This is a genomic window from Pseudomonas sp. HD6515, from assembly GCF_024971855.1.
In the GTDB taxonomy this organism is placed as follows: domain Bacteria; phylum Pseudomonadota; class Gammaproteobacteria; order Pseudomonadales; family Pseudomonadaceae; genus Aquipseudomonas; species Aquipseudomonas alloputida.
In genome coordinates this window covers 1,361,443-1,384,642 of the sequence record NZ_CP079827.1, presented here as the reverse complement: position 1 = coordinate 1,384,642, position 23,200 = coordinate 1,361,443, and the positions used below count along the sequence as shown (strand labels likewise).

Genomic DNA, 23,200 nt, shown 5'->3' with positions numbered 1-23,200 from the left:
GCGGGCTGCTCCATTGGATGACTCGAGGTTTCAGGCTCATCCCGCCTTGCCTCGAGTCATTACCAACTGGCAGGCAGCATTCCTATGGCTGATAGCACGGCGTAGACGCCACTCGAGGCGAAGACCAGGATAATACCGGCTTGCATGAGTGGATGAGCATACCAGCCACACTTGAACGCCGGTTCCTTATCGCCACGTTTGCGTGCGGCATTAAGCAAAAGGATTGGAATAATACCCATGAGTACGCCGCCGAAGGTTCCAGCAAAATACAGCGCGTTGACAAAGCCGCTGATACCCGAGTATGCCAGGATGAACGGCGGGATTGCCACCACAGCCAATACCATGAGTCGCTTGCCACGATGGCTTTCGTCACCGAGCCGGAAGTGGTCGAAAATGTTGGTGAACAGGCATCCACCAAGCCCCCAGTAGGAGGTCAACATCGCAAGCAAGGCAAAAGTGTTGGCAACATAGTAGGCCCACTGACCCAGCGACCGCCCCCAACTGAGCGTAGCCACTTCACTGAGGTTTTCAGTGCCTACTAGCGCGATCACTGAAGCAGGAATGGCGGCCACCACAACGAAAGTCAGCAGCATACCGCCGATGATCAGGCGTGGGACACGCTTGGGTGAATCCAGGTTACCGCGCACTAGTTCTGGCACCAGGAATTGCGCGCCGAAAACAAATACAGCTAAGTTGAAAACCGGCACCACGTATTGCCACTGGCTTTGCCATAGATGCATGAAACGAGTGTCGTCATGGACCACGGTTGCGCCTATCAGCAAGCAGACAATCATCACCATACCGACGCTGATCAACTTTTCCGCAACGCCCAAGGCCTTCAGTCCCAGATACAGCACCAACGCCGAAGGTATGAAGAACAGCAAGCTGCCCATTTGCCGGCTCAAACCGAACCGACTGAAGAAGTCGGTAAGAATGTTGCCGCTGCCAGTCATGTATGCAACAAGAGCGCCATAGCTATTGGCGGCAACGGCGATGAAAATCAGCCAGCCGCCGAAAGCTCCGAGATACTTACGTGACAGGCCACTTAGCTGCTTGTTCTCACAGGTGCGAAGGCACGCTTCGGCGACATAAAGCATGGTAATGATGCAGAACAGGCACGTAATCGCCAGACACACCAGCAGGGGCGCATAGCCGACTTTGCGCGCAGCGAAGGCCATGCTGAGTACGCCTGCACCAATGTTGGTGCCGATGATGATGCCAATGGTTTCCATCCGGCCAAGGGCATGAGCTTTCAACCCCGAGGATTCTTCAATGTGTTGTTGTGTACCCACTTCTTGTTACCTCGTCTTGTTATGTGGGAGGAGTGGCAGACAAATGACTCACTCAAGAATCAGGTATGTCTTGCGAAGGTTCTGGTGAATGACCCAAGTGCCTTGGCTGTTGGCAGGAAAGTACAGCGCGTCACCTGCGCTGAAATTGACAGACTCACCAGTGTCTGGCGTAAAACAGCCAGCGCCGCTGACGATGTAGCTGTACTCGGCCTGGACCACTTGACGTCGGAAGCTGCCAGGGCTGCATTCCCAGACACCAACAGAACCACGGGCGTCCGGCAGCTCCAGGTGCGCAGCGATGCGTGCTTGTGCTACGAGCTCCTGCTCCGAACTGCCGAGAGTAATAGCTTCGCCGAAGGTCAGCGGCGCACTGGCAGGGATACGAACAATCGACATGGTTTACTTCCTCAGGCTTTGTCTTCGAGTCCAGCCGGTGCAAAGCGAGCCAGGAAAAGATCGAGAGCGGCTGGAGTGTTACCGGCTAGTTCCGAGCGTTCTTTGCGCATTACGGCGTTGCGCACAAGAGAGCCGCCCCAATAACGAATCGGCTCAGGCGGGAACGTGCGGCAGCTACGCTCCACCAGCGAGCAGGAGCTCCAGAAATCCGTGCGCCCCAGGGTCAAACTGGCGAGAATGCGTCCGCCCACTCGACTCGGGCCGACCCCGTTGCCGCTCCAGCCGATGCCATAATGTATGTTCTCTTGGCTATTGAGCCGACCGAACACCGGCAGGCTGTCGTAGGTTCGGTCAATCGGGCCAGACCACTGCGCGGCGATGCATGCATCGTCGAGCATGGGATAGGTACGGCGTAGGTCCGCTTCGACGAGTGCCAAACTCTGCATATCCTCGCTGAACACATCGCCGATTTTCGAACCGAAGCTCAAGGCGCCTGTGCCTTTACCAAAGACGATGCGGCCGTCGCGCGTGGTGCGGTAATAATCCACCATCAATTGCGAGTCGGTTACGGCTTCGCCTCCGGTCCAGCCGATTTGCTTGAGGCGTTGCGGGATAGCCTCGGTGGTCACGATAGAGCTGTTGACCGGCACGACCACTTTCGCCAGAGCTGGTATTGTTGCTGCCCAAGCATTGACCGCAAGCACGACCGAACGGGCACGAATAGCGGCATGAGCGGTTTTTACCAAGGCTGGTTGACCCGGCTCGATGTCGGTCACCCCCGTCCCTTCATGAATCTCGACGCCATTGGCCAACGCAACCTGCCGCATACCCTCAACCAGTAACGCGGGCTGCACGGTGGCATTACTACGCTCGAATACACCTGCTAGGTGTACCGCCGAACCGCTGCGTCGCGCCACCTCGCGGGGATCCAGACGCTCGAATGGACGTACGCCGAGGCGCTCGCAGGCGGCAAGGGTGCCGTTCCATGTGTCGACGTGTTGTTGGGTCGTTGCGGTCCATAGCCAGCCGCTCTGCTGGAAATGGGCATCAATACCATATCGCTCACAAAATTCGCCCAGTTCCGTGATTGCTTGCTCGGCACTACGCCCCAGGAAGAGGGCTTGCTCGTCATTACAGAAGCCGCGCAGGGTGCCAATCTTCGGCCACCAAGACATGACAAAACCACCGTTGCGACCTGAGGCGCCCCCCCCGCAGACGTGCTGTTCAAGTAGCATCACGCGGGCGTCCGGCTCATGTTCCTTGATCGTTATCGCAGTCCAGAGCCCAACAAACCCGCCACCAATTATGGCAACGTCAACGGCATGCTCGCCCTTAAGAGGCAGCGTTGCGCCGTCGGTCAAGGCAGTCGCTGCCATCCAGTGGCTTGGTTTCAAGGGCGGGGTAATATTTAGCTTCATTCTGAGCCCTGGTCAGTGGAATTTGGGCCAGTTTCGATGAGCTTGAGCAGGGCGACAATTAGACTCAATTAGGAAAACACGTTAGACGCTCATACGATCGTACAAGTGAATCGTTTTGCTTTTGCAGAGTTGATGAAGGAGCGGTTTGACCGTTGACGGCTTTTGCATAGAAGCGCGCACTTCCGTTGTTAGTCAGGTTTTCCCCAGAGCCTGGATCGATGGCTGCCCTCGCATCGACCGCGTGGGAGGGGATTCCAAATCCGGAATATCCGATCAGGAGCAGCCAGCCCTATTGTATGTGTATGCCTGAAATGCACCAGAGCCAGCAACAAGCCAAGCGGATGGGTTTGTGATCTTACCTCAGCGGCCAATAAGGCGTGGTCGACATCCAAACCGCAACCTCTACTGTTGACGCACGAGCTTGCAAAGTAATGGCGGAATCCACGGCCCGCCGCCACGTGCGGTCAATCTCCGAGATAGGATATCGATCAACACATAATTTTAACTGGTATCCGGTGGCAAGACGTTAAGGGATATCGACAATTAGGGGGCAGACTCTATGAGTCTACCAGTCATGGTTGCCAACAGAGTCGCCGAGAGGTTTGAGCTAATACTTATTGGTCGCCTGGACTTGCGACCCGGCAGAGGCGAGTCATCAGTAGAAATATCGAATAATCGCGACCTCCATGTTTCAAGCTGACGCCCACTGCAGCCAGGACGGCCTCCAGCTGAGTTGGGAGCCCCATATCGCGGAAGCCTCAAGCGGCGCTCACTCTTCCAATAACACATTTTACTGAGAGACTTAAGACAAACTTAACAAAAGCAGTCGCAATATCCATAGCTTCAGCATGTGTGACCAGGCGTTACGATATCAAAGCGATATCACACAGAGTTTGATGTCGAGCCATCATCGCAGCGCCATGGAATCGATCATTTGTTGACGATTTCTCATGCCCTACCCCTCCTCGTACCGTTACGCTGAATGTGATGGCAAGATTGGCCATCGTGGGGTGATTGGTGAGATTTAGGGAATCTCCGAACAAGCCTTCAGTTATGCGAGAATCCCCGCAACACCTGATCCGAGCCGCCCATGAGCCAGATGAGCTTTTCCGACTTTGAGTACGCCGGCAAGCGCAAGCAAACCCGCCGAGAGCGCTTCCTCGCCGAAATGGATCAGGTGGTGCCCTGGGCAGGCCTGCTGGAGCTGATCGAACCGTTCTACCCCAAGGCCGGCGGCGGTAGAAAACCCTATCCTCTGGAAACCATGCTGCGCATCCATCTGTTGCAGAACTGGTTCTCCCTGAGCGACCCGGCCATGGAGGAAGCGCTCTACGAAATCACGCCCATGCGCCAGTTCGCACGCCTGACGCTGAGCGCGCCAATCCCCGAAGACACCACGATCATGAACTTCCGGCACTTGCTGGAGAAGCATCAGCTCGCACCGGCAATCCTTGCGGTCATCAATGGTTATCTGCAGGAAAAAGGCCTGTCGCTGCGCCAAGGCACCATCGTCGATGCCACCATTATTCATGCCCCCAGCTCGACCAAAAATAAAGAAGGCAAGCGTGATCCCGAGATGCACCAGACCAAGAAAGGCGGTCAGTATTTCTTCGGGATGAAGGCGCACATCGGTGCCGATGTCGAGTCCGGCCTGGTGCATCACGTCCATGGCACCGCTGCCAATGTGGCCGATGTCACGCAGGTGGCTGAACTGCTGCATGGCGAAGAAAACGCCGTGTATGCAGATGCCGGTTACACCGGTGTCGAAAGGCGCGAAGAGCATGAAAATCGGGGGGTGATCTGGCAGATTGCAGCGCGTCGCAGCACCTATTCCAAGCTGAACCAGCGCAGCGTACTGTACAAAGCCAAGCGCAAGATCGAGTTCTGCAAGGCTCAGACACGGGCCAAGGTCGAGCATCCGTTTCGCGTGATCAAGCGGCAGTTTGGTTACGTGAAAATACGTTTTCGTGGGCTGATGAAAAACACGGCTCAGTTGACCACGCTGTTCGCCCTGGCAAACCTGTGGAGGGTTCGAAAACAGCTCATGGGTATGGGTGAGGTTCGCGTTTAACACGGAGAACCGGTCGAAAAAGCTCTCCGTACATGATTTTTCGGTCACTTTTCGTCCAATGACGCTGTAGGTGCCTGGAAAATTGCAACTTGCCGCGGCTGCACGACAAGTTGATCGGAGCATCCTTAGGAATTCTCTGAACAATTCAGTAGACGCACTGAACTTTGTCGATCCTTGATTCGAGCTACCTATCAGCCAGATGGGCTTTTTCGGCTTTGAATACGCCGGCAAGCGTAAGCAGCCCCCGGGAACGCTTCCTTGCCGAGATGGATCAGGACGTGCTCTAGATCGATTTGCGGTCATCAATGGCTACTTGCAGGAGAGAGGTCTGTCGCCGCGTGAGGGCACGATCGTCGATGCCACCGTTATTCATACCGCAGTTTGACCGAGAACGAAGATGGACAGCGCGATCCCGAAATGCATCAGACCAAGAAAAGTAACCAGCATTTCTTGGGGCTGAAGGCTCATATCGGCACCGATCCCGAGTCGAGACTGACTAATCACGTTTCATGGCGCGGCGGACAATAATGGCCGATGCACGGCACAGCACGTATTTCATGCTAAATAAACGCAGCGTGCTCTACAAGGCCAAGCGCAAGCTCGAGCACTGAAAAGCTCAGACAAGGGCCGCAGTCGAGCATCCGCTCGGGTGATCAAGCGTCATTTCGGCTACGTGAACGCGCGCTGTCGTGGGCTGATGAACGACACAGCGCAGCTGTCCACGCTGTTCGCCCAGTCAAATCTGTGGATGGCTCGAAAACAGCTCACGGGCATGGGTGAGTGAGGCTCCTGGCGCCAAAGGGCGGGCGCAAACTCCTTCCCTGTACTAATCATGGTGCGTTTTTCAGCGAATAACGTGGTTTGCTGGGTGATTCTTCAACTTGCCGATAAAATGTGCCAAGTTGATTGGCGCATCTCTAGGTGCATTAATTGAACAAGATGCATTACACGGAGGCCTGTTGCAGAATATGCTGAGAGTTTTTCTTGACAAAACCGTTTTTTTGGCAAAATGGTCCTAAACACCTGTATACAAGCAAACGCTGATTTACCGTATTAAAGCGATCAAGGTGCGTTCGCTAGATGTAACAGTGGACGTCGCAATTCTTTGGAGAGCCATAAGCGCGGCAGAAACTGGAGTGGTTTTGTTTGAGCGAATGAAAGCCTGACTTACCCGCCAAGTCTGAACGGATAGATACGACTTCCGTGGTTACATAATAGACGGATCGATGACACTCGCTCGCTGGTCGATACGGTAGCTTATTTTACTTGATAAAAGCGACCTTGCCAAGCGCGCCGATTTATTACGCGCTTAAGCGGGCATAAGTAGATATTTTTTATCCAAAAAGCAACCTCCAAGACCAACACCGTAAAACAAAGGAAATCTTTCAATCTATAACAGCCTACAACAGGACAAGTATCAAATTAAAAATGCCATTAGATATCAAAGCATGCGTTTATTATAAGTATTTCGGTACTCCATCGGCGTTAATCCAGTCCAGCGACGGAACGCCCGACTGAATGCGCTTAGTTGAGAGTAACCAAGCTCAGAAGCTATATCTGTAAGGTTTTTTTCGCTATTCTTAAGATGATCAATAGCCGTGTTTCTCCGTATATCGTCAACAAGGTGCAGGAAATCGACACCCTCCTCTCTGCAGCGGCGCTGTAGCGTTCTCTCACTCATATGCATAGCGTCCGCCACCTCTGCCAATGTCGGCACCCCGTCAGCCAGCTTGCGCCCGACGATATGTGATACCCTGACAATTACGCTGCGTTCCACCCGGCGCTCCAATAGCCTTTCCTTTAAATATTGCATAGAAAGGCGATACAATCTGGGATCGGCATCAACGATTGGAATGGCCGACACCGAACGGCTAAACATGATCGAATTTATAGATTGTTGGAATTTGGGAGCTACACCAAAAACCTCTTTATATAGTTTCGCCCCAGCAGATCCGGAGTGTTCAAATCGGACCTGTTTCGCTTTTATTTCCATGCCTGTTGCTTCACGAAGCATTATAATAATTGCCGTTATAGAAAACTCAGAATCTTGCCGACGATACCCTATAGAAGAGTCGATCAAACGATAGCTAAGCCCAATAGCGTCACTTGTCTCGACGAACCTTTCTTCTACAGCTTGGGAGAAAACATTGACAAAACCAGCCATAACGTTCAGAAAAGTCGCTACATCTGGAGCATTGCGAACCGCGTGGCCAAATATCCCCCAGTTACGTGACCGAAGCTTCATTGCCATATGTATGCCAATAAAATCATCTTGCTCTTTGGAAATCAGCTCTAATAATTCGACGAATTTTCGATCCGGTATTTCCATATCCGGATCTGCCAATATTGATTTTTCGAGACCGACCCGTTCAAGATAAGGCTCAATGAGCTCTTGAAAAGGACTGAGTACTGTCTCCGCGATCTGGGTTGTGTCTCTTCCACTCATTTGGCAGCTCCGAATTCTTGTTATTTCTAGATGTATCGTGACTGACGTTTATACGATTAAGTCCATTGAGTATTTTTTCTCAGACGAGAATATTGGTGCCAGGCCGACCTACGCGAGGGGCCAAAATCCTCCCCCAAGCTGGCGAGCTCTCTGCTTCAGCAGCTAACGTCGTGAATTCCGCTCTAGCGCTTCCATGGGCGTCATTTCGCAACGCTCGCATCACCTGTGAGATAATGCGCCACAGATCACAGTGTTATCAATACCTTAGTAAATTCAACATCCTAGATGATGCCAGCGGCTAATTGCACCTCGTGACGCATCAAACCAGCCCGAATGCATCGAACCAGTTTTCTGGTGCCTCACTGAATGTTGACAATCAACATCCCTCAGCCTCAAAACTCAATGCACGTCCCGGTCCTGGGACGTTCGGGAGACGAGAGGAGACTGGTGAATGACGTCACTAGACCACACAGCAATATCCCACACGAGTCCGGCCTTCAGACGTCTCACCATTCCCGGAGCCTCAGCTCATTCCGCTGTTATCTGGGACGAATGAGAAACTGGTGAGACTCGCGCCCTACCGCACGCCATACCCCCGGCTACAGCTATGCGCTCAATTGGACTCATCACTAGAGCTCTTACGCTTCCCCGAACCGGACCTGCGTGCTGCGTCCCCGCGTGGTACTGCCTCAATCTGAGAACCTCTCGCGAAAGGTCTTAGAGCCCTCCCACCTTCAAGCTAGATATCCAGCCCCGTACATTGACAGGTGATGCTCGCAACAAAAGCTTCGACGTTCGAATAACCAACAAAAGACATATCAGAACAATTGAACGAGTATAGATAGCTCGATATCCGCGAAGTATAAATAATTAATAGCCAAGAGTATCGGCAAGCTTTCTAAAAATATAATCAAGCCCGAGCAGTACGGGCTATGCTTTACTTTAGAGCAGTCCCCCCCACCGAGAGACACACTTAAATTACACATCCTGCCAGCTAATGACTTACACCCTAACAGCAACAACATTAGCCCGACAATCTATTAGCGCAAGCGTTCTGGTGAAATGCAAGATTAGAATATGCTCATACTTCCTAGTTAAACATCCTCCCCCCCCAAATCTCACCATGTCAACCGAGGGTATTTAAAACCCTAAATTTTCAATGTATAATCCCCTGATTATTTTATAATCCAGCTGGAAAATCCTATGGCAGACTCGAAATCAGCACAAAATTCCGCAGTTGGGCCTAAACTCGGTAGGCGCCGATTCTCTGAACTCGGCGAGGTCGTTAATAAAGAGCTCATCTTAAATGAGGCTGAAAAGGTTTTCGCTATGCACGGGTTCCTAGGAGCGACCCTTAAGCAAATAGCGCAAAACTCAAACGTTACTCAAGCACTAATTACTTATTACTACGGAACGAAACAGAATCTTTTTATGGAAGTATATCGACGGGGATTGTCCGATATAGACAAGAAGCGTCAGAACTACCTTGATGAACTTAAATCCCGTCCTGAAGGCTATAATACCTATGACATCGTGCGAACCTACTTAAGACCACAATTTGAACACAGGGAAGGAGGACAAGCATGGATGCATTTTGCACGCTTGCAGTCCCGGCTAGCTAGCGAACCTGAAGAGGTGGCCGTACCCTTGAGGAAAGAGCTATATGATCATACATTAAAGGCCTTCATTCATGAAATTATGGAATGTGAGGGTGAAGACGACGCAGCTGCCGTGAGTTGGGGAGCAGTATTTATGGTTTCCATGATTCTTTATATGCTGAGAGGCGTTGATCGTATTGGTGAGCTTACTGACGGACACCTTCACGCAGAATCAGAAGATGACATTGTTGAAAGAATGACGATATTTATCACGGGCGGCATCAACTCTCTCAAGCAAGCAACTCAAGACAAGTATAAATAAAATTTCACTTCAATAGATCTCCCAAGTGCCACTCAAGGGGCAGACAACTCCGCCCCCTGAAATTTACTACTCATACTGCACTCGACGCTCATATGCAATTTTTTTGGTATTTCACCCTCTCCATCTGCAAATATAACGAACTCTGCACCAACCACAAAAAATCAATGTCGCGCCGAGTCAAAAAATTTGGCGTTTGATGTCAATCCCCAGCAGACATACTGTGTTTATGATTATAGACCGTCGCAGTGGCGGTTAAATAACTTTTAATGCAAAGGTGATTTGAATTGGATAACACGACATCTTCCGAAAGAGCAACGCTGACGCAAGCGACCCAGAGGTTTGTTGAGGCAAATAATGCCGTTAATCTCGAGGTCGTCATGGCTTTTTTTAGCGATGACGCAGTCTACGAAGATATCTATGGTGGGAGCCATATCGGTAAGGTGGAAATACGTCAGGCCTTGGCACCTTTTTTTGACGGTTCTTTCGGAAAAATTGAGTATGTAGGAGAGGATCTTTTCGTTGATGCTGATTCGAGCAAAATAATGATACGGTGGCGGTGCGATATGCATCTGAATGGAGTATCCACATCGTTGCGAGGGCTAGATCTTCTACATTTCCGTGAAGGTAAAATTATTGCGAAACTTGCTTATAGCAAGGCTAAGGAAGCGCTCTTTCAGTCTTGAGTCTGTCCTTCCCACCAGCATATATCGCTTCATACCTTGGCGTCATTTACGACTCTAGACTATTAACGGATAGAATGGGCTCCGAATACGCTCCTACTTGTGCTAGATGGCGGCACTCACCGGCTAGAAGATGAGTGCCACGCTGGTCCGACTAGGAAATAAGCTGTCAGTCTTAAGATGCTAGCGTCGGAAGACAAATGCTCACTTCTGACAGATGACCAGTTTTATTAGCGAGACTTTTCGACATGCACTGGACTAATCATTTTCTTCCTAAACCGTCCCAACTGCACAGCTGCTTGGACACATAAAAAAACCAGAAACGATGCCAGGCCGATAGTTCATATCAATATCCGCGATTTACAAATTACATCATTTTTCGTGAATTATTCCCTGATAGAAAATCGCCCTAGTCGAGGCAATACCTCTACAACGTTTAATTATTTGAACTGCAAAGAAAGAGACAATGACGACTTAGTTACTCACTGCGATATTAGGACAGCAACCGCACGGAAGCCTTGGCCATGACCGCCAACATTTAGACTGTACCTAGCGGGGCCTGCCCTTTTTAAAAGGCTGCCCTATGTACACATCGAACGGATTCAATCCTCTTGCCAAGCTGTTCTATAGACCCATTGACGTTGCAATCCGCTGGTGCGACTTAATCGCTTTTGAAACCCAGATCCTCGGGTCCTCGTGGGAGTGCCCTGCTCTACTCGCCAAAGCTTTCCCGCAGTGGCCATGCCTACACGCTACTACTGAAAAAATTCTCGACGCGATTCGAAATCATGAGCTACGTTATGGCGCTTTAGGTACGACCGTTCCCTCAGGCACGCCAATTGATTACAAACTGCTGACCATCAGGCATTCGGACCTGAAATGGTGGATGTTCAACCACCATCCGGATCAGCGACCGTTTTTTTTATTTGGCCTCCCTACTGAGCAGGAAAATATACGCTACGAGACATACCTGACCTTGCAAGCAGATAGAGAAGCGCTAGAAGTACAATTAAAAGCAGCCGAAGCAACACTTCAGACGCTAATGATCGAACTTCAGTCCGCAGGTATAGAACGCGAGAACCTACGCGCACTTGCTGAAAATGGAAAGCACCTCAGCGACCAAAGCAAAGCAAGCTTTCTTAACGTGATCGGAGCATTGGTAAACACGATGCTGAGCTCATCCGAGGCAGGAAGACGACATTCGATATTCGACAACCAAGCAGCCATCGTCGATTCTATAACTGCACATTACAGTGGCGTGCCAGGGTTGAGTAAGCGTTCGCTGGACGAGAAATTTGCAGCCGGCAGGCGTAGCCTTTCCCGAACATAATTTGGAGTATTGCACTGCAACCCTCTTGATTGCGTTGCAATGACATTGTTCACTTTCAGATGTTGAATTCAGGTTACTTCCCATCACGCGCCAACCAGCGCCAGGAGTGACCAGAATGTCCAGCCAAGACTCACTCGTCACTGGAACACTGTTGCCGCTGACCGAAAACTGACCCAGTTTCGCCCGTTGTGCTGACTGAAAACTGACCCAGGTGTTCCACTGCACCTGCTCAATTTTTGAGCAGGAGAACACAGGGTGATCAGCATGGAAATGATGGGCAAAATTCGGCGGATGTATTTCCGCGACAAGCTGTCGTTGCATGAGATAGCCAAGCGCACCGGACTGTCGCGCAACACCATCCGAAAATGGGTCAGAGCGCCGGAGTCCAAACAGCCGGTTTATCAGCGTCGAGCCGTGTTCAACAAGCTCAGTCCCTTTCACGAGATGTTGGAGCAAGCGCTGCGGGCTGATGCCTTAAGGGCCAAGCAACATCGTCGCAGTGCCAAGGCGCTGCTGGCCATGATCCGCGCTGAAGGCTATGACGGCGGCTACAGCCAGCTCACTGCCTTCGTTCGTCATTGGCGCGGAGAGCAAGGCAAGGCGGTACGGGCATTTGTGCCGTTGGCATTCGCCTTGGGCGAGGCCTTCCAGTTCGATTGGAGCGAGGAAGGCCTGCTGGTTGGCGGTGTTTTCAGGCGCGTCCAGGTCGCGCACATGAAGCTATGTGCCAGCCGAGCTTTCTGGCTAGTGGCCTATCCCAGCCAAGGGCATGAAATGCTGTTCGATGCCCATACCCGCTCATTCGCCGCCTTAGGTGGCGTGCCGCGTCGCGGCATCTACGACAACATGAAAACTGCGGTCGACAAGGTCTCCAAGGGTAAAGGCCGCACGGTCAATGCTCGCTTCATGGTGATGTGCTCGCACTACCTGTTCGACCCGGACTTCTGCAACGTAGCGTCCGGCTGGGAAAAAGGTATCGTCGAAAAGAATGTCCAAGACAGTCGGCGCCGCATCTGGCTGTCCGCCCGCGACAATACTTTCCATAGCTTCGAAGAGTTGAATGCCTGGCTTGCCCAGCGCTGCCGGGCTCTCTGGCATGAGCTGATTCATCCGCAGTACAACGGCCTTACCGTCGCAGAAGTCTTGGAATTGGAGCGCGTCGAAATGATGCCGATGCCGACGCCTTTCGACGGATATGTAGAACGCACGGTTCGCGTTTCCAGCACCTGTCTGATCAACGTGGCTCGCAACCGCTATTCAGTACCCTGTGAGCGTGTTGGCCAGTGGGTCAGCAGTCGGCTCTATCCCTCGCGAATCGTCGTGATTGCCGATGAGGGTGTGATTGCTAGCCATGAGCGCCTGTTTGATCGCGATCAGGTCAGCTACGACTGGCAACACTACATCCCCCTCATTGAACGCAAACCGGGGGCCCTACGCAATGGTGCCCCGTTTGCCGATCTGCCTAAGCCACTACGCCTGCTCAGGCGCGGGCTGCTGCGGAATCTACAGGGTGACCGGGTTATGACCCAGGTCTTGGCCGCCGTGCCCATCGCTGGCCTGGATGCTGTTCTCGTAGCGGTTGAGCTGGTTTTGGAGTCTGGCAGCCTGAGCGCTGACCACATCCTCAACATCGTGGCCCGTCTGACCGCTCGTGAAGCACCACCCTCGGTCGAAACCAACCTGCAACTGAACGTTACCCCTGTTGCCAATACCGCACGCTATGACCGGTTGCGCAGCACGGATGAGGAGGTGCGCAATGCGTGATCTCACAGAGGAACTCAAAGACTTACGCCTGCACGGCATGGCCGATGCCTGGGCAGAGCTGGCCGCACAAGGCGAATCTTCCACTGCGTCATCGAAATGGCTGATCGAGCATCTCCTTGATCAAGAGCACGCCGACCGAGCAGTACGCTCGGTGCATCATCAGATGAGCATGGCGAAACTGCCCATGCACCGTGACCTGGCTGGCTTCGACTTCGGTGTATCCAGCGCCGATGTCCGATTGATCAGGGAACTGTCCACTCTGGCCTTCACCGACACAGCGCAAAATGTGGTGTTCATCGGTGGCCCTGGCACCGGTAAAACGCACCTCGCTACTGCCTTGGCAGTGGCCGGCATCACCCAACATAACAAGCGTGTGCGTTTTCACTCCACAGTCGATCTGGTCAACCTGCTGGAGCGTGAAAAACATGAGGGCAAGACAGGGCGTATCGCCCGAGGACTACTGCGTGCAGATCTGGTAATCCTTGATGAGCTTGGCTACCTACCTTTCAGTCAGAGCGGCGGAGCCCTGCTGTTCCACCTGCTTTCGAAGCTTTACGAGCACACCAGCGTGATCATCACCACCAACCTCAGCTTCGCCGAGTGGTCGAGCGTATTTGGCGACGCCAAGATGACCACGGCCTTGCTCGACCGATTGACACACCACTGCCACATCGTCGAGACGGGGAATGAATCATACCGCCTGCAAAACAGCACCTTGGTGGCCAAGACCAAGATCCAGGCGAGGGAGCGCAGACGGCAGGATGTCGAGGAATCGGAGGACGACCCGTTTTGACCTCTTTGGGCTGGCCTTGCTGAGTGCAGGGTCAGCACTTTCACGACGCTGTCGACTGCTAGGCTTATCCACAATTGCCGGGGTCTAAATCGGCAAGCAGCCCTGGGTCATTTTTCAATCGGCAGGGTGGGTCAGTTTTCAATCAGCGCCGACAATCGCAGTTTGCCGGGGTTACCTGGCAAGCTGGTCTGCCTGACTTAGCAATGAGCCCTCTGGGCTGATGGGGGAGCTGTGCGGGTTCATCGAGGCGTAGAACCGCCGCGAACACCGGCGAAGCCGGTGCCATACACCGAGTCGGATTCTTCGCGGGCAAGCCCGCTCCCACCGAAGCACAGCTCTAGCTTTGAGGCGGTGTTTTACCTTGGAGATTTCGGCCTGGGGCTGCCAAACCCTATAGGCCTACTCAAGTCGCTCAGCAGCCTTTTTGTAAGCTTGGTCCCGCTCACGGCGATCGACAGCGACGACAAAAACCACGATCTCTTGGTCAATGACCTGATAAACCAGCCTGTACCCGCTGCTGCGAAGCTATATCTTGTAGCAATCTGGCAGCGAGTAAAGGCGGTTTGCCTCGATTCGAGGTTTCAGCAGGAGCTCTGCCAGTTTCTTCTTGAACTGCTGACGCACGGTATCGCCCAGCTTCTTCCACTCTTTCAATGCGCGGGCATCGAAGTCGAGGCTATAGGTCATCCAGCTGTACCCTCACGCGCTGCGGAGAAGCAAGCCGCTCTTGTACAGTGGCAATGAGGTCTTCATCTTCCTCGGTCATCAGGACCGGCCGGAAGGGTAGCTTGCCCCGCTCAGCTACATATTGCAGGGCCTGGCGCATGAGTTCGGAGGGGGTGACACCGAGGCGATCGAGCTCTTTGTAGGCGCGGGCTTTGAGATCATCGTCGACGCGGATATTGATAGAAGCCATGACATAGCCCTCATGTAAAGACGATTGTCATTACAATGCACTGATCGTGGGGACTCTGCAATGGCAGTTTGTCTGCCGGAAGTGACCACAGCGCCATTCCCTTCAAATGAAGAGGCCTCGCCCCTGCCGACAGGAGGGGTACGGCACCAGCAAGGATGCCGGGACTGGACATGCCAGTCTACGTGGTCAAGGGCGAGGCCAGATCTGAAGATAGCGCAGGCTCGGGGATGGGGCCACCGCAGTTACGATTTGATTTTTAACCCTGCCCCCGGTTTGCGGTGCGAGGCGGCCAATGGGGTGGATGGCACGGGCTTTACCCGTGTTCGCGGGCAAGCCCGCGCCTACCAGTAGATCGTGTACGTGCGTGGCATGGTGCATGGCAGTTGTAGTATGTCTGCAGCGCGTTCAGGGTAGAGCCTCTGCCGCTCAGTTTTTGGCGTCTAGTACCCTATTTGCTCTGCGATCAGCCGTTGACAGCCCTCCTCCCCCTTGCTAATAATCGCCCACAGTTGTACGACAACGCATAACAAAAACAACAATCAGTGGACGAACTCATGTCGACATCCATCCCGCTACACCTACGTCTGTTGCATACCCCTCTTCCCCCGGCCAGCTCGCGTAAACCTGCCAGTACGTAGCGCCCGGTTACCGCGCATTCACCCCTGGCCCTGACCGGCCCGTTATCTACCCGCCCCTGCCGCAGGCCGCTTGCGCGTGCCCGGTGGACGGGCTGCCACACCCTTAGGGAGCACAACAATAATGAAAATCTGCCACACCCTACCCTTCGCCCTGCTTGGCGCCGGGGTTATCGCCGGCCTGCCGGGCACCAGCCTGGCAGCGGGATTTGTCGAGGACAGCAAGGCCACCCTCGGGCTGCGCAACTTCTACATCAACCGCAACTTCACCAACCCCAGCAACCCACAGAGCAAGGCCGAGGAGTGGACGCAAAGCTTCATCCTCGATGCCCGCTCGGGGTTCACCGAAGGGCCAATCGGCTTCGGCGTGGATGTGCTGGGGCTGTGGTCGGTCAAACTCGACGGCGGTGGCGGTACCTATGGCACGGCGTTGCTGCCACGCCATGACGATGGCAAGCCGGCAGACGACTACGGGCGCCTGGCAGTGGCGGGCAAGGCGCGTATTTCCAAGACCGAACTGAAGATCGGTGAATGGATGCCGGTACTGCCGATTCTGCGTTCGGACGACGGGCGTTCGTTGCCACAGACGTTCCGTGGCGGGCAGGTTACCTCCAACGAAATCGCAGGGCTGACCCTGTACGGCGGCCAGTTCCGCGGCAACAGCCCGCGTAACGACGCGAGCATGGAAGACATGAGCTACGGCGGCGGCGTGTCGGACCGTTTCAACTTCGTCGGCGGCGAGTACAAGTTCAACCAGGACCGCACGCTGGTGGGGCTTTGGAATGCGGTGCTGAAGGACGTGTACCAGCAGCAATACCTGCAACTGAGCCACAGCCAGCCGGTGGGTGACTGGACCCTGGGTGCGAACCTGGGCTACTTCCATGGCGACGAGGACGGCTCCGAACGCGCCGGGCAGCTGGACAACAAGACCTACTCGGGGATGTTCTCGGCCAAGTACGGTGGCAGCACCTTCTGGGTGGGGCTGCAGAAAGTCGATGGTGATACCTGGATGCGGGTGAACGGCACCAGTGGCGGGACCTTGGCCAACGACAGTTACAACTCCAGCTTCGACAATGCCAACGAGCGTTCGTGGCAGGTGCGCCATGACTTCAACTTCGTCACCGTCGGGGTGCCAGGGCTGACCTTGATGAACCGCTACATCAGCGGTCGCGATGTGCACAGCGGGGGGGTGACCGATGGCAAGGAGTGGGTGCGTGAAACGGAGCTTGCGTATGTGATCCAGAGCGGGGCATTCAAGGATTTGAGTGTGAAATGGCGTAACTCGTCGATTCGCCGGGATTACAGCAATAACGAGTTTGACGAGAACCGGTTGATCTTCAACTACCCATTGTCGTTGCTCTGATCAAGACCTGCGGGTTTACCCGCGAATACGGTGGTGGCGGCAACGGTGAGCGGCGGGTGGAGATTGGCCAGCAGGGCCGGCCCTTTCGCGGGTGAACCCGCTCCTACACGACGGCCTGCGCCCAACCACCGACCTGTGTCCACCCTCGATCAGGTGTAGGAGCGGGTTTACCCGCGAATACGGTAGCGGCGGCAACGGCGAACGGCGGGTGGAGATTGGCCAGCAGGGCCGGCCTCTTCGCGGGTAAACCCGCTCCTACACGACGGCCTGCGCCCAACCACCGACCTGTGTCCACCCTCGATCTGGTGTAGGAGCGGGTTTACCCGCGAATACGGTGGCGGCGACAACGGTAAACGGCGGGTGGAGATTGGCCAGCAGGGCCGGCCCATTCGCGGGTAAACCCGCTCCTACGGGCGACCGCGCAGGCCTTTCGCATTTTCTTATCCGCGAAAAGGCCGGCAAAAGCCGCCCAAGCCTCATTGACAACACACAGAACCACCGCCAATAATCACTCAAGTCATACGACAACCTACAACAACTAACAACAAGAGCCGGCCATGACCACTACCCCCTTCAATCGCCTGCTGCTCACTGGAGCCGCAGGCGGCCTGGGCAAGGTCCTTCGCGAACGCCTGAAAGGCTACGCCGAGGTCCTGCGCCTTTCCGACATAAGCCCCATGGCGCCTGCTGCTGGCCCGCATGAGGAAGTCATCACCTGCGACCTGGCCGACAAGGCTGCGGTGCATGCACTGGTCGAAGGCGTGGACGTCATCATCCACTTCGGCGGGGTTTCTACCGAGCACGCCTTCGAAGAGATTCTCGGCCCCAACATCTGCGGCGTGTTCCACGTGTACGAGGCGGCGCGCAAGCATGGGGTCAAGCGCATCATCTTCGCCAGCTCCAACCACACCATCGGTTTCTACCGCCAGGATGAGCGCATCGACGCTCACGCGCCACGCCGTCCCGACAGCTATTACGGGCTGTCCAAGTGCTACGGCGAAGATGTGGCCAGCTTCTACTTTGACCGCTACGGCATCGAGACCGTCAGCATTCGCATCGGCTCGTCGTTCCCGCAGCCACAGAACCCGCGCATGCTCTGCACCTGGCTGAGCTATGACGACTTGGTGCAACTGATCGAACGTGGCCTATCGACGCCCGACGTTGGCCATACCATCGTCTACGGCGCCTCCGACAATCGCACCGTGTGGTGGGACAACCGCCATGCCGCGCACCTGGGCTATGTGCCCAAGGACAGCTCGGAAGCCTTCCGCGCAGCCGTGGAGGCCCAACCGGCACCCGCCGCCGATGACCCGAGCATGGTCTACCAGGGCGGCGCTTTCGCCGTGGCCGGCCCGTTCAACTGACCCCACGCCAGGAGGCACGGCCATGAACTGCGAACTGATCGTCGACGCCCGTAACGGTACCGGCGAAAGCCCTGTGTGGCACCCCGGTGAACAGGCCCTGTACTGGGTAGACATTCCCGCTCGCCAATTGCATCGCTGGCAAGCGGCCGATGGCAAACACCAGTTCTGGCAAGGCGACGAGATGCTGGCCTGCATCGCCCGCAGCGGTCAGGGCTGGGTTGCGGGTATGGAAAGCGGCATCTTTCAGCTCCAGGCCAGGGCGGACGGCAGCCTGGACAGCCGGCTGCTCAGCAACGTGCAGCACGCCCAGGCCGGCATGCGCTTCAACGATGGCCGCTGCGACCGTCAGGGCCGCTTCTGGGCCGGGACCATGCTGCTGGACATGCAGCAAGGCGCCCATGTGGGTGCGCTGTACCGGCATGACGGCGAAGGCCACCTGCACCTGCAGCAGGACGGCATGATCGTGCCCAACGGCCTGGCGTTCAGCCCCGACGGCATGCGCATGTACCTGTCCGACTCACACCCCAACGTGCAGAAGGTGTGGGCCTTCGACTACGACACCGACAGCGGCACGCCGCACAACAAGCGGCTGTTCGTCGACATGCGCGGCTACCCAGGGCGCCCCGACGGCGCCGCGATCGACCAGGATGGCTGCTACTGGATCTGCGGCAACGACGCCGGGCAAGTTCACCGCTTCACCCCTGACGGGCGCCTCGACCGCTCGCTCAGCGTGCCGGTGAACAAGCCGGCCATGTGCGCCTTTGGTGGCGCCGACCTCGACACCCTGTACGTCACCTCGATCCGCCCCGCGGGCATCGACCTCGGCGACCAGCCACTGGCTGGCGGGGTATTTGCCCTCAACCCTGGCACCAAGGGCCTGGAGGAACCTGCCTACCGGGGCTGAGCCCCACTGCCACACCCACACTTGCACGCCCGAAACCGGATAATAAAAACCACGGAGTTTCATCATGACGTTCAAACGCAAGCTGCTTCTTGCCGTACTCCCGTTCGCCTTCAGCGTGGCCATGCCCGCCTCGGCGCTGGACATCAAGTTCGCCGAAATCCACCCGGCCGGCTACCCGACCGTGGTCGCCGAGCAGAACATGGGTAAAAAGCTGGAACAGGCCAGCAATGGCGACATTACCTTCAAGATGTTCGCCGGCGGCGTGCTGGGATCGGAAAAGGAAGTGATCGAACAGGCTCAGATCGGCGCCGTGCAGATGACCCGCGTCAGCCTGGGCATCGTCGGCCCGGTAGTGCCGGATGTGAACGTGTTCAACATGCCGTTCGTGTTCCGCGACCATGAGCACATGCGCAAGATCATCGATGGCGAGATCGGCCAGGAGATCCTCGACAAGATCACCAACTCCGACTTCAACCTGGTGGCCTTGGCCTGGATGGACGGCGGCTCGCGCAGCATCTACACCAAAAAGCCGGTGCGCAGCCTGGAAGACCTCAAAGGCATGAAGATTCGCGTACAGGGCAACCCGCTGTTCATCGACATGATGAACGCCATGGGCGGCAACGGTATCGCCATGGACACCGGGGAAATCTTCAGTGCCCTGCAAACCGGGGTGATCGACGGCGCCGAGAACAACCCGCCGACCTTGCTTGAGCACAACCATTTCCAGAGCGCCAAGTACTACACCCTGACCGGCCACCTGATCCTGCCGGAGCCGGTGGTGATGTCCAAGACCACCTGGAACAAGCTCACTCCGGAGCAGCAGGTGCTGGTGAAAAAGGTCGCGCGCGAAGCACAGATGGAAGAGCGTGCGCTGTGGGACGCCAAGTCTGCCGCCAGCGAAGAGAAGCTCAAGGCCGCCGGTGTCGAGTTCATCACTGTCGATAAGAAACCGTTCTTCGAAGCCACCGCGTCGGTACGCGAGAAGTACGGCGCGCCGTACGCCGACCTGATGAAGCGTATCGACGCCGTCCAGTAATACCAGCCCCTTCCAAGACGACCTCGGCAGTGCGGCCGCCGCCGCCCTGCCGCTTTGGTGATGCCTATGAAATCGCTTTTCCTGAGCGTGAACGACACGCTGTACCGCAGTTGCATCTGGATCGCGGGCCTGTCGATCCTGGCCATGACGCTGATCATCCCGTGGGGCATCTTCGCCCGCTACGTGCTGGGCACCGGCTCCAGCTGGCCAGAGCCAGTCTCTATCCTGCTGATGGTGGTATTCACCTTCGTTGGTGCCGCCGCCAGCTATCGCGCCGGGGCGCATATGGCGGTGGGGATGATTACCGACCGATTGCCGCCGCTGCAGCGCCAGCTGGTCGCCCTGCTGGTACAACTGCTGATGATCGTGGTGTGCGTGTTCATGACCTATTACGGCACCCGGCTGTGCATCACCACCTGGAACCAGTCGCTGGCCTCGCTGCCCGGTGTGCGGGTCGGCATGACTTACGCGCCGATCCCGGTCGGCGGCGTGCTGACGCTGGTGTTCGTGCTGGAAAAACTCCTGCTGGGCGATCAGAGCAACCGCAAGGTCGTGCGCTTTGATCTGGTCGAAGAAAACGAAGGAGCTGCGTAAATGGAAGCGTTCATTCTGTTGGGCAGTTTCATCGTGCTGATTCTGATCGGCATGCCGGTAGCCTACGCCCTGGGCCTGTCGGCACTGATCGGCGCCTGGTGGATCGACATCCCGCTGCAGGCGATGATGATCCAGGTGGCCAGTGGGGTTAACAAGTTCTCGCTGCTGGCCATTCCATTCTTCGTGCTGGCCGGCGCGATCATGGCCGAAGGCGGCATGTCACGCCGGCTGGTGGCCTTTGCCGGGGTGCTGGTGGGCTTCGTGCGTGGCGGGCTGTCGCTGGTCAACATCATGGCCTCGACCTTCTTCGGTGCGATTTCCGGCTCGTCGGTAGCCGATACCGCCTCGGTGGGCTCGGTGCTGATCCCGGAGATGGAGCGCAAAGGCTACCCGCGTGAATTTTCCACCGCCGTGACCGTCAGCGGCTCGGTGCAGGCGCTGCTGACCCCGCCCAGCCACAACTCGGTGCTGTACTCGCTGGCGGCGGGCGGCACGGTGTCGATCGCCTCGCTGTTCATGGCGGGGGTGATGCCCGGCCTGCTGCTGAGCGCGGTGATGATGGGCCTGTGCCTGTTGTTCGCCAAGAAGCGCAACTACCCCAAGGGCGAAGTGATCCCGCTGCGCCAGGCGCTGAAAATTGCCGGTGAGGCGCTGTGGGGCCTGATGGCCATGGTCATCATCCTCGGCGGTATCCTGTCGGGGGTGTTCACCGCCACCGAATCGGCAGCCGTGGCAGTGGTGTGGTCGTTCTTCGTGACCATGTTCATCTACCGCGACTACAAGTGGCGCGACCTGCCCAAGCTGATGCACCGCACAGTACGGACCATCTCCATCGTGATGATCCTGATCGGCTTTGCCGCCAGCTTCGGCTACGTAATGACGCTGATGCAGATCCCGTCGAAGATCACCACGGCGTTCCTGACCCTGTCGGACAACCGCTACGTGATCCTGATGTGCATCAACTTCATGTTGTTGCTGCTGGGCACGGTGATGGACATGGCGCCGCTGATCCTGATCCTTACGCCGATCCTGCTGCCGGTGATTACCGGTATCGGCGTGGACCCGGTGCACTTTGGCATGATCATGTTGGTGAACCTGGGTATCGGGCTGATCACCCCGCCGGTGGGAGCGGTGTTGTTTGTCGGCTCGGCCATCGGCAAGGTGAGTATCGAGTCGACGGTGAAGGCGCTGATGCCGTTCTACCTGGCGCTGTTCCTGGTGCTGATGGCAGTGACTTACATTCCAGCGATCTCGCTGTGGCTGCCTAGCGTGGTGCTGTAATTATGAACGGGGGCCGCTTGGCGGCCCCTGGGCTCTTGCAAATGGATCCTGCACATGGCTGTCCCCTCCTCGGCTGTACCGCTTTTCCCCCGCAAACTGGCCATCGCCTTGCTCGCCCTGCTGGCCTGTTCATTCGCCGGCAACCACATCGCCGCGCGCATCGCCTTCGATGACGGCACCGGCGTGCTGCTGGCCATCCTCTGCCGCTCTGGCATAACCTTCCTGGTACTGGCCGGGCTGCTGCTGTGGCAACGCCAGGCCCTGGCCCTGCCCGCTGGTGCGCGCCGGTGGCAGCTGCTGCTCGGCCTGCTGATTGCCACCCAGAGCCTGTGCCTGTACTCGGCGGTGGCGCGTATTCCAGTGGCTTTGGCGCTGCTGGTGGGCAACACCTTCCCGATGCTGCTGGCGCTGCTCACCTGGGCGCTGGGCGGCGCACGCCCCACGGGCCGCACCGTACTGTTCATGGGCCTGATCCTGTGCGGCCTGGTGCTGGCGCTGGATGTCCCGGCACGCCTGGCCGACAGCGCTGCGGCCAACCCGCACTGGGTGCCAGGGGTCAGTCTGGCCTTCGGCGCCGCCTGTGCCTTTGCCTGCGCCTTGTGGATCACCGACCATAAACTGGCCAGCGTGCGCGGCCCCGTGCGCAGCCTGCTGACTTTGCTGATCGTGTTCTCCAGCATGCTGGTTGCAGGCGCAAGCGGCGTGATGCCGTCCGGTTTGTCACTGCCAGGCAGCAGCAGTGGCTGGGCGGCCTTGGCCAGCCTGGTAGTGCTGTATGGCTTGGCCTTCACCTTGCTGTTCGTTTGTGTGCCAAGGCTGAACATGGCGCAGAACGCCCCCGTGATGAACGTCGAACCCATCGCCACGCTACTGCTGGGCTGGGCCTTGCTCGACCAGCAACTGGGCACCCTGCAATTACTCGGCGGCGCGGTGGTGGTGTGCGGCATCGTGCTGCTCACCTACCGTCGGGCCAATTGATCGTTCATTTAAATGGAGC

Annotated in this window: 18 protein-coding genes and 2 pseudogenes; 14 read left to right on the top strand and 6 right to left on the bottom strand. The window is 56.2% G+C overall.

From position 1 onward, the window contains the following. Positions 1-59 precede the first annotated feature (59 nt). The 3 genes from KW568_RS06370 to KW568_RS06360 form a co-directional block, all read right to left on the bottom strand. The gene (locus tag KW568_RS06370; protein WP_371914707.1) at positions 60-1,232 is read right to left on the bottom strand and encodes an aromatic amino acid transport family protein; all 1,173 of its coding nucleotides are present in this window, start codon (positions 1,230-1,232) and stop codon (positions 60-62) included. Between the two features lie 108 nt (positions 1,233-1,340). Further along, positions 1,341-1,688: a cupin domain-containing protein gene (locus KW568_RS06365; RefSeq protein WP_013973883.1), complete on the bottom strand. Its 348-nt coding sequence runs from the start codon at positions 1,686-1,688 to the stop codon at positions 1,341-1,343. An 11-nt stretch (positions 1,689-1,699) separates the two neighbouring features. Further along, the gene (locus tag KW568_RS06360; protein ID WP_013973884.1) at positions 1,700-3,106 is read right to left on the bottom strand and encodes an FAD-binding oxidoreductase; all 1,407 of its coding nucleotides are present in this window, start codon (positions 3,104-3,106) and stop codon (positions 1,700-1,702) included. Between the two features lie 1,090 nt (positions 3,107-4,196). On the opposite strand from KW568_RS06360, the gene KW568_RS06355 reads away from it, so the two are divergent. Next, positions 4,197-5,177: an IS5-like element ISPa41 family transposase gene (locus KW568_RS06355; RefSeq protein WP_003117291.1), complete on the top strand. Its 981-nt coding sequence runs from the start codon at positions 4,197-4,199 to the stop codon at positions 5,175-5,177. Between the two features lie 295 nt (positions 5,178-5,472). After that, positions 5,473-5,961: pseudogene (locus KW568_RS06350) on the top strand (IS5/IS1182 family transposase); the annotation flags it as partial. Between the two features lie 657 nt (positions 5,962-6,618). Here KW568_RS06350 and KW568_RS06345 read toward each other — a convergent pair. Continuing rightward, complete coding sequence (locus KW568_RS06345; RefSeq protein WP_259537898.1) at positions 6,619-7,623, bottom strand: AraC family transcriptional regulator; 1,005 nt, start codon at positions 7,621-7,623, stop codon at positions 6,619-6,621. 1,203 nt (positions 7,624-8,826) lie between these two features. On the opposite strand from KW568_RS06345, the gene KW568_RS06340 reads away from it, so the two are divergent. The 5 genes from KW568_RS06340 (at position 8,827) to istB (ending at position 14,110) form a co-directional block, all read left to right on the top strand. Beyond that, positions 8,827-9,543, top strand: coding sequence for a TetR/AcrR family transcriptional regulator (locus KW568_RS06340; protein WP_024087624.1), 717 nt, complete (start codon positions 8,827-8,829; stop codon positions 9,541-9,543). A gap of 284 nt (positions 9,544-9,827) precedes the next feature. Beyond that, complete coding sequence (locus KW568_RS06335) at positions 9,828-10,226, top strand: nuclear transport factor 2 family protein (RefSeq protein ID WP_024087625.1); 399 nt, start codon at positions 9,828-9,830, stop codon at positions 10,224-10,226. A gap of 580 nt (positions 10,227-10,806) precedes the next feature. Beyond that, on the top strand, positions 10,807-11,553 hold the full coding sequence (locus KW568_RS06330; protein WP_024087626.1) for a hypothetical protein: 747 nt from the start codon (positions 10,807-10,809) through the stop codon (positions 11,551-11,553). 264 nt (positions 11,554-11,817) lie between these two features. Next, positions 11,818-13,317 carry an IS21 family transposase gene (gene istA / locus KW568_RS06325; RefSeq protein WP_169725187.1) on the top strand — a complete coding sequence of 500 codons (1,500 nt, stop codon included), beginning with the start codon at positions 11,818-11,820 and terminating at the stop codon, positions 13,315-13,317. After that, entirely contained in the window at positions 13,310-14,110 is an 801-nt protein-coding gene (gene istB, locus KW568_RS06320) for an IS21-like element helper ATPase IstB (RefSeq protein WP_013970780.1), read from the top strand. The genes istA and istB overlap by 8 nt, the downstream gene beginning before the upstream one ends. A 399-nt stretch (positions 14,111-14,509) precedes the next feature. Here the strand turns inward: istB and KW568_RS06315 are convergent. Beyond that, positions 14,510-14,797, bottom strand: a pseudogene (locus KW568_RS06315) (type II toxin-antitoxin system RelE family toxin). Further along, the gene (locus KW568_RS06310) at positions 14,787-15,026 is read right to left on the bottom strand and encodes a type II toxin-antitoxin system RelB/DinJ family antitoxin (protein WP_004577199.1); all 240 of its coding nucleotides are present in this window, start codon (positions 15,024-15,026) and stop codon (positions 14,787-14,789) included. Before KW568_RS06310 ends, KW568_RS06315 begins: the two are co-directional and overlap by 11 nt. A 759-nt stretch (positions 15,027-15,785) precedes the next feature. On the opposite strand from KW568_RS06310, the gene KW568_RS06305 reads away from it, so the two are divergent. The 7 genes from KW568_RS06305 to KW568_RS06275 all read left to right on the top strand — a co-directional run bounded on the left by KW568_RS06305 (position 15,786) and on the right by KW568_RS06275 (position 23,181). Continuing rightward, entirely contained in the window at positions 15,786-17,024 is a 1,239-nt protein-coding gene (locus KW568_RS06305; RefSeq protein ID WP_004577198.1) for an OprD family porin, read from the top strand. A gap of 557 nt (positions 17,025-17,581) precedes the next feature. Then, a complete protein-coding gene (locus KW568_RS06300; RefSeq protein WP_004576811.1) occupies positions 17,582-18,388 on the top strand; it encodes an NAD(P)-dependent oxidoreductase in 807 nt (268 codons plus the stop codon). A 22-nt stretch (positions 18,389-18,410) separates the two neighbouring features. Beyond that, a complete protein-coding gene (locus tag KW568_RS06295) occupies positions 18,411-19,292 on the top strand; it encodes a glucurono-1,5-lactonase (protein ID WP_004576810.1) in 882 nt (293 codons plus the stop codon). Between the two features lie 64 nt (positions 19,293-19,356). Then, positions 19,357-20,328, top strand: coding sequence for a TRAP transporter substrate-binding protein (locus KW568_RS06290; protein WP_003254830.1), 972 nt, complete (start codon positions 19,357-19,359; stop codon positions 20,326-20,328). Positions 20,329-20,394: 66 nt separating this feature from the next. Further along, positions 20,395-20,922, top strand: coding sequence for a TRAP transporter small permease (locus KW568_RS06285; RefSeq protein ID WP_003254832.1), 528 nt, complete (start codon positions 20,395-20,397; stop codon positions 20,920-20,922). Further along, positions 20,923-22,203: a TRAP transporter large permease gene (locus KW568_RS06280; RefSeq protein WP_003254833.1), complete on the top strand. Its 1,281-nt coding sequence runs from the start codon at positions 20,923-20,925 to the stop codon at positions 22,201-22,203. Between the two features lie 54 nt (positions 22,204-22,257). After that, a complete protein-coding gene (locus KW568_RS06275; RefSeq protein WP_003254835.1) occupies positions 22,258-23,181 on the top strand; it encodes an EamA family transporter in 924 nt (307 codons plus the stop codon). Positions 23,182-23,200 lie beyond the last annotated feature (19 nt).

Bases quoted from the DNA above. Each gene is read 5' to 3' on its own strand.
- KW568_RS06310 (WP_004577199.1), bottom strand. From the start codon at position 15,026: ATGGCTTCTATCAATATCCGCGTCGACGATGATCTCAAAGCCCGCGCC.
- KW568_RS06355 (WP_003117291.1), top strand. From the start codon at position 4,197: ATGAGCCAGATGAGCTTTTCCGACTTTGAGTACGCCGGCAAGCGCAAG.
- istA (WP_169725187.1), top strand. From the start codon at position 11,818: ATGGAAATGATGGGCAAAATTCGGCGGATGTATTTCCGCGACAAGCTG.
- KW568_RS06340 (WP_024087624.1), top strand. From the start codon at position 8,827: ATGGCAGACTCGAAATCAGCACAAAATTCCGCAGTTGGGCCTAAACTC.
- KW568_RS06330 (WP_024087626.1), top strand. From the start codon at position 10,807: ATGTACACATCGAACGGATTCAATCCTCTTGCCAAGCTGTTCTATAGA.
- KW568_RS06345 (WP_259537898.1), bottom strand. From the start codon at position 7,623: ATGAGTGGAAGAGACACAACCCAGATCGCGGAGACAGTACTCAGTCCT.
- KW568_RS06290 (WP_003254830.1), top strand. From the start codon at position 19,357: ATGACGTTCAAACGCAAGCTGCTTCTTGCCGTACTCCCGTTCGCCTTC.
- KW568_RS06295 (WP_004576810.1), top strand. From the start codon at position 18,411: ATGAACTGCGAACTGATCGTCGACGCCCGTAACGGTACCGGCGAAAGC.
- KW568_RS06285 (WP_003254832.1), top strand. From the start codon at position 20,395: ATGAAATCGCTTTTCCTGAGCGTGAACGACACGCTGTACCGCAGTTGC.
- KW568_RS06360 (WP_013973884.1), bottom strand. From the start codon at position 3,106: ATGAAGCTAAATATTACCCCGCCCTTGAAACCAAGCCACTGGATGGCA.
- KW568_RS06370 (WP_371914707.1), bottom strand. From the start codon at position 1,232: ATGGAAACCATTGGCATCATCATCGGCACCAACATTGGTGCAGGCGTA.
- KW568_RS06305 (WP_004577198.1), top strand. From the start codon at position 15,786: ATGAAAATCTGCCACACCCTACCCTTCGCCCTGCTTGGCGCCGGGGTT.
- istB (WP_013970780.1), top strand. From the start codon at position 13,310: ATGCGTGATCTCACAGAGGAACTCAAAGACTTACGCCTGCACGGCATG.
- KW568_RS06275 (WP_003254835.1), top strand. From the start codon at position 22,258: ATGGCTGTCCCCTCCTCGGCTGTACCGCTTTTCCCCCGCAAACTGGCC.
- KW568_RS06365 (WP_013973883.1), bottom strand. From the start codon at position 1,688: ATGTCGATTGTTCGTATCCCTGCCAGTGCGCCGCTGACCTTCGGCGAA.
- KW568_RS06280 (WP_003254833.1), top strand. From the start codon at position 20,923: ATGGAAGCGTTCATTCTGTTGGGCAGTTTCATCGTGCTGATTCTGATC.
- KW568_RS06300 (WP_004576811.1), top strand. From the start codon at position 17,582: ATGACCACTACCCCCTTCAATCGCCTGCTGCTCACTGGAGCCGCAGGC.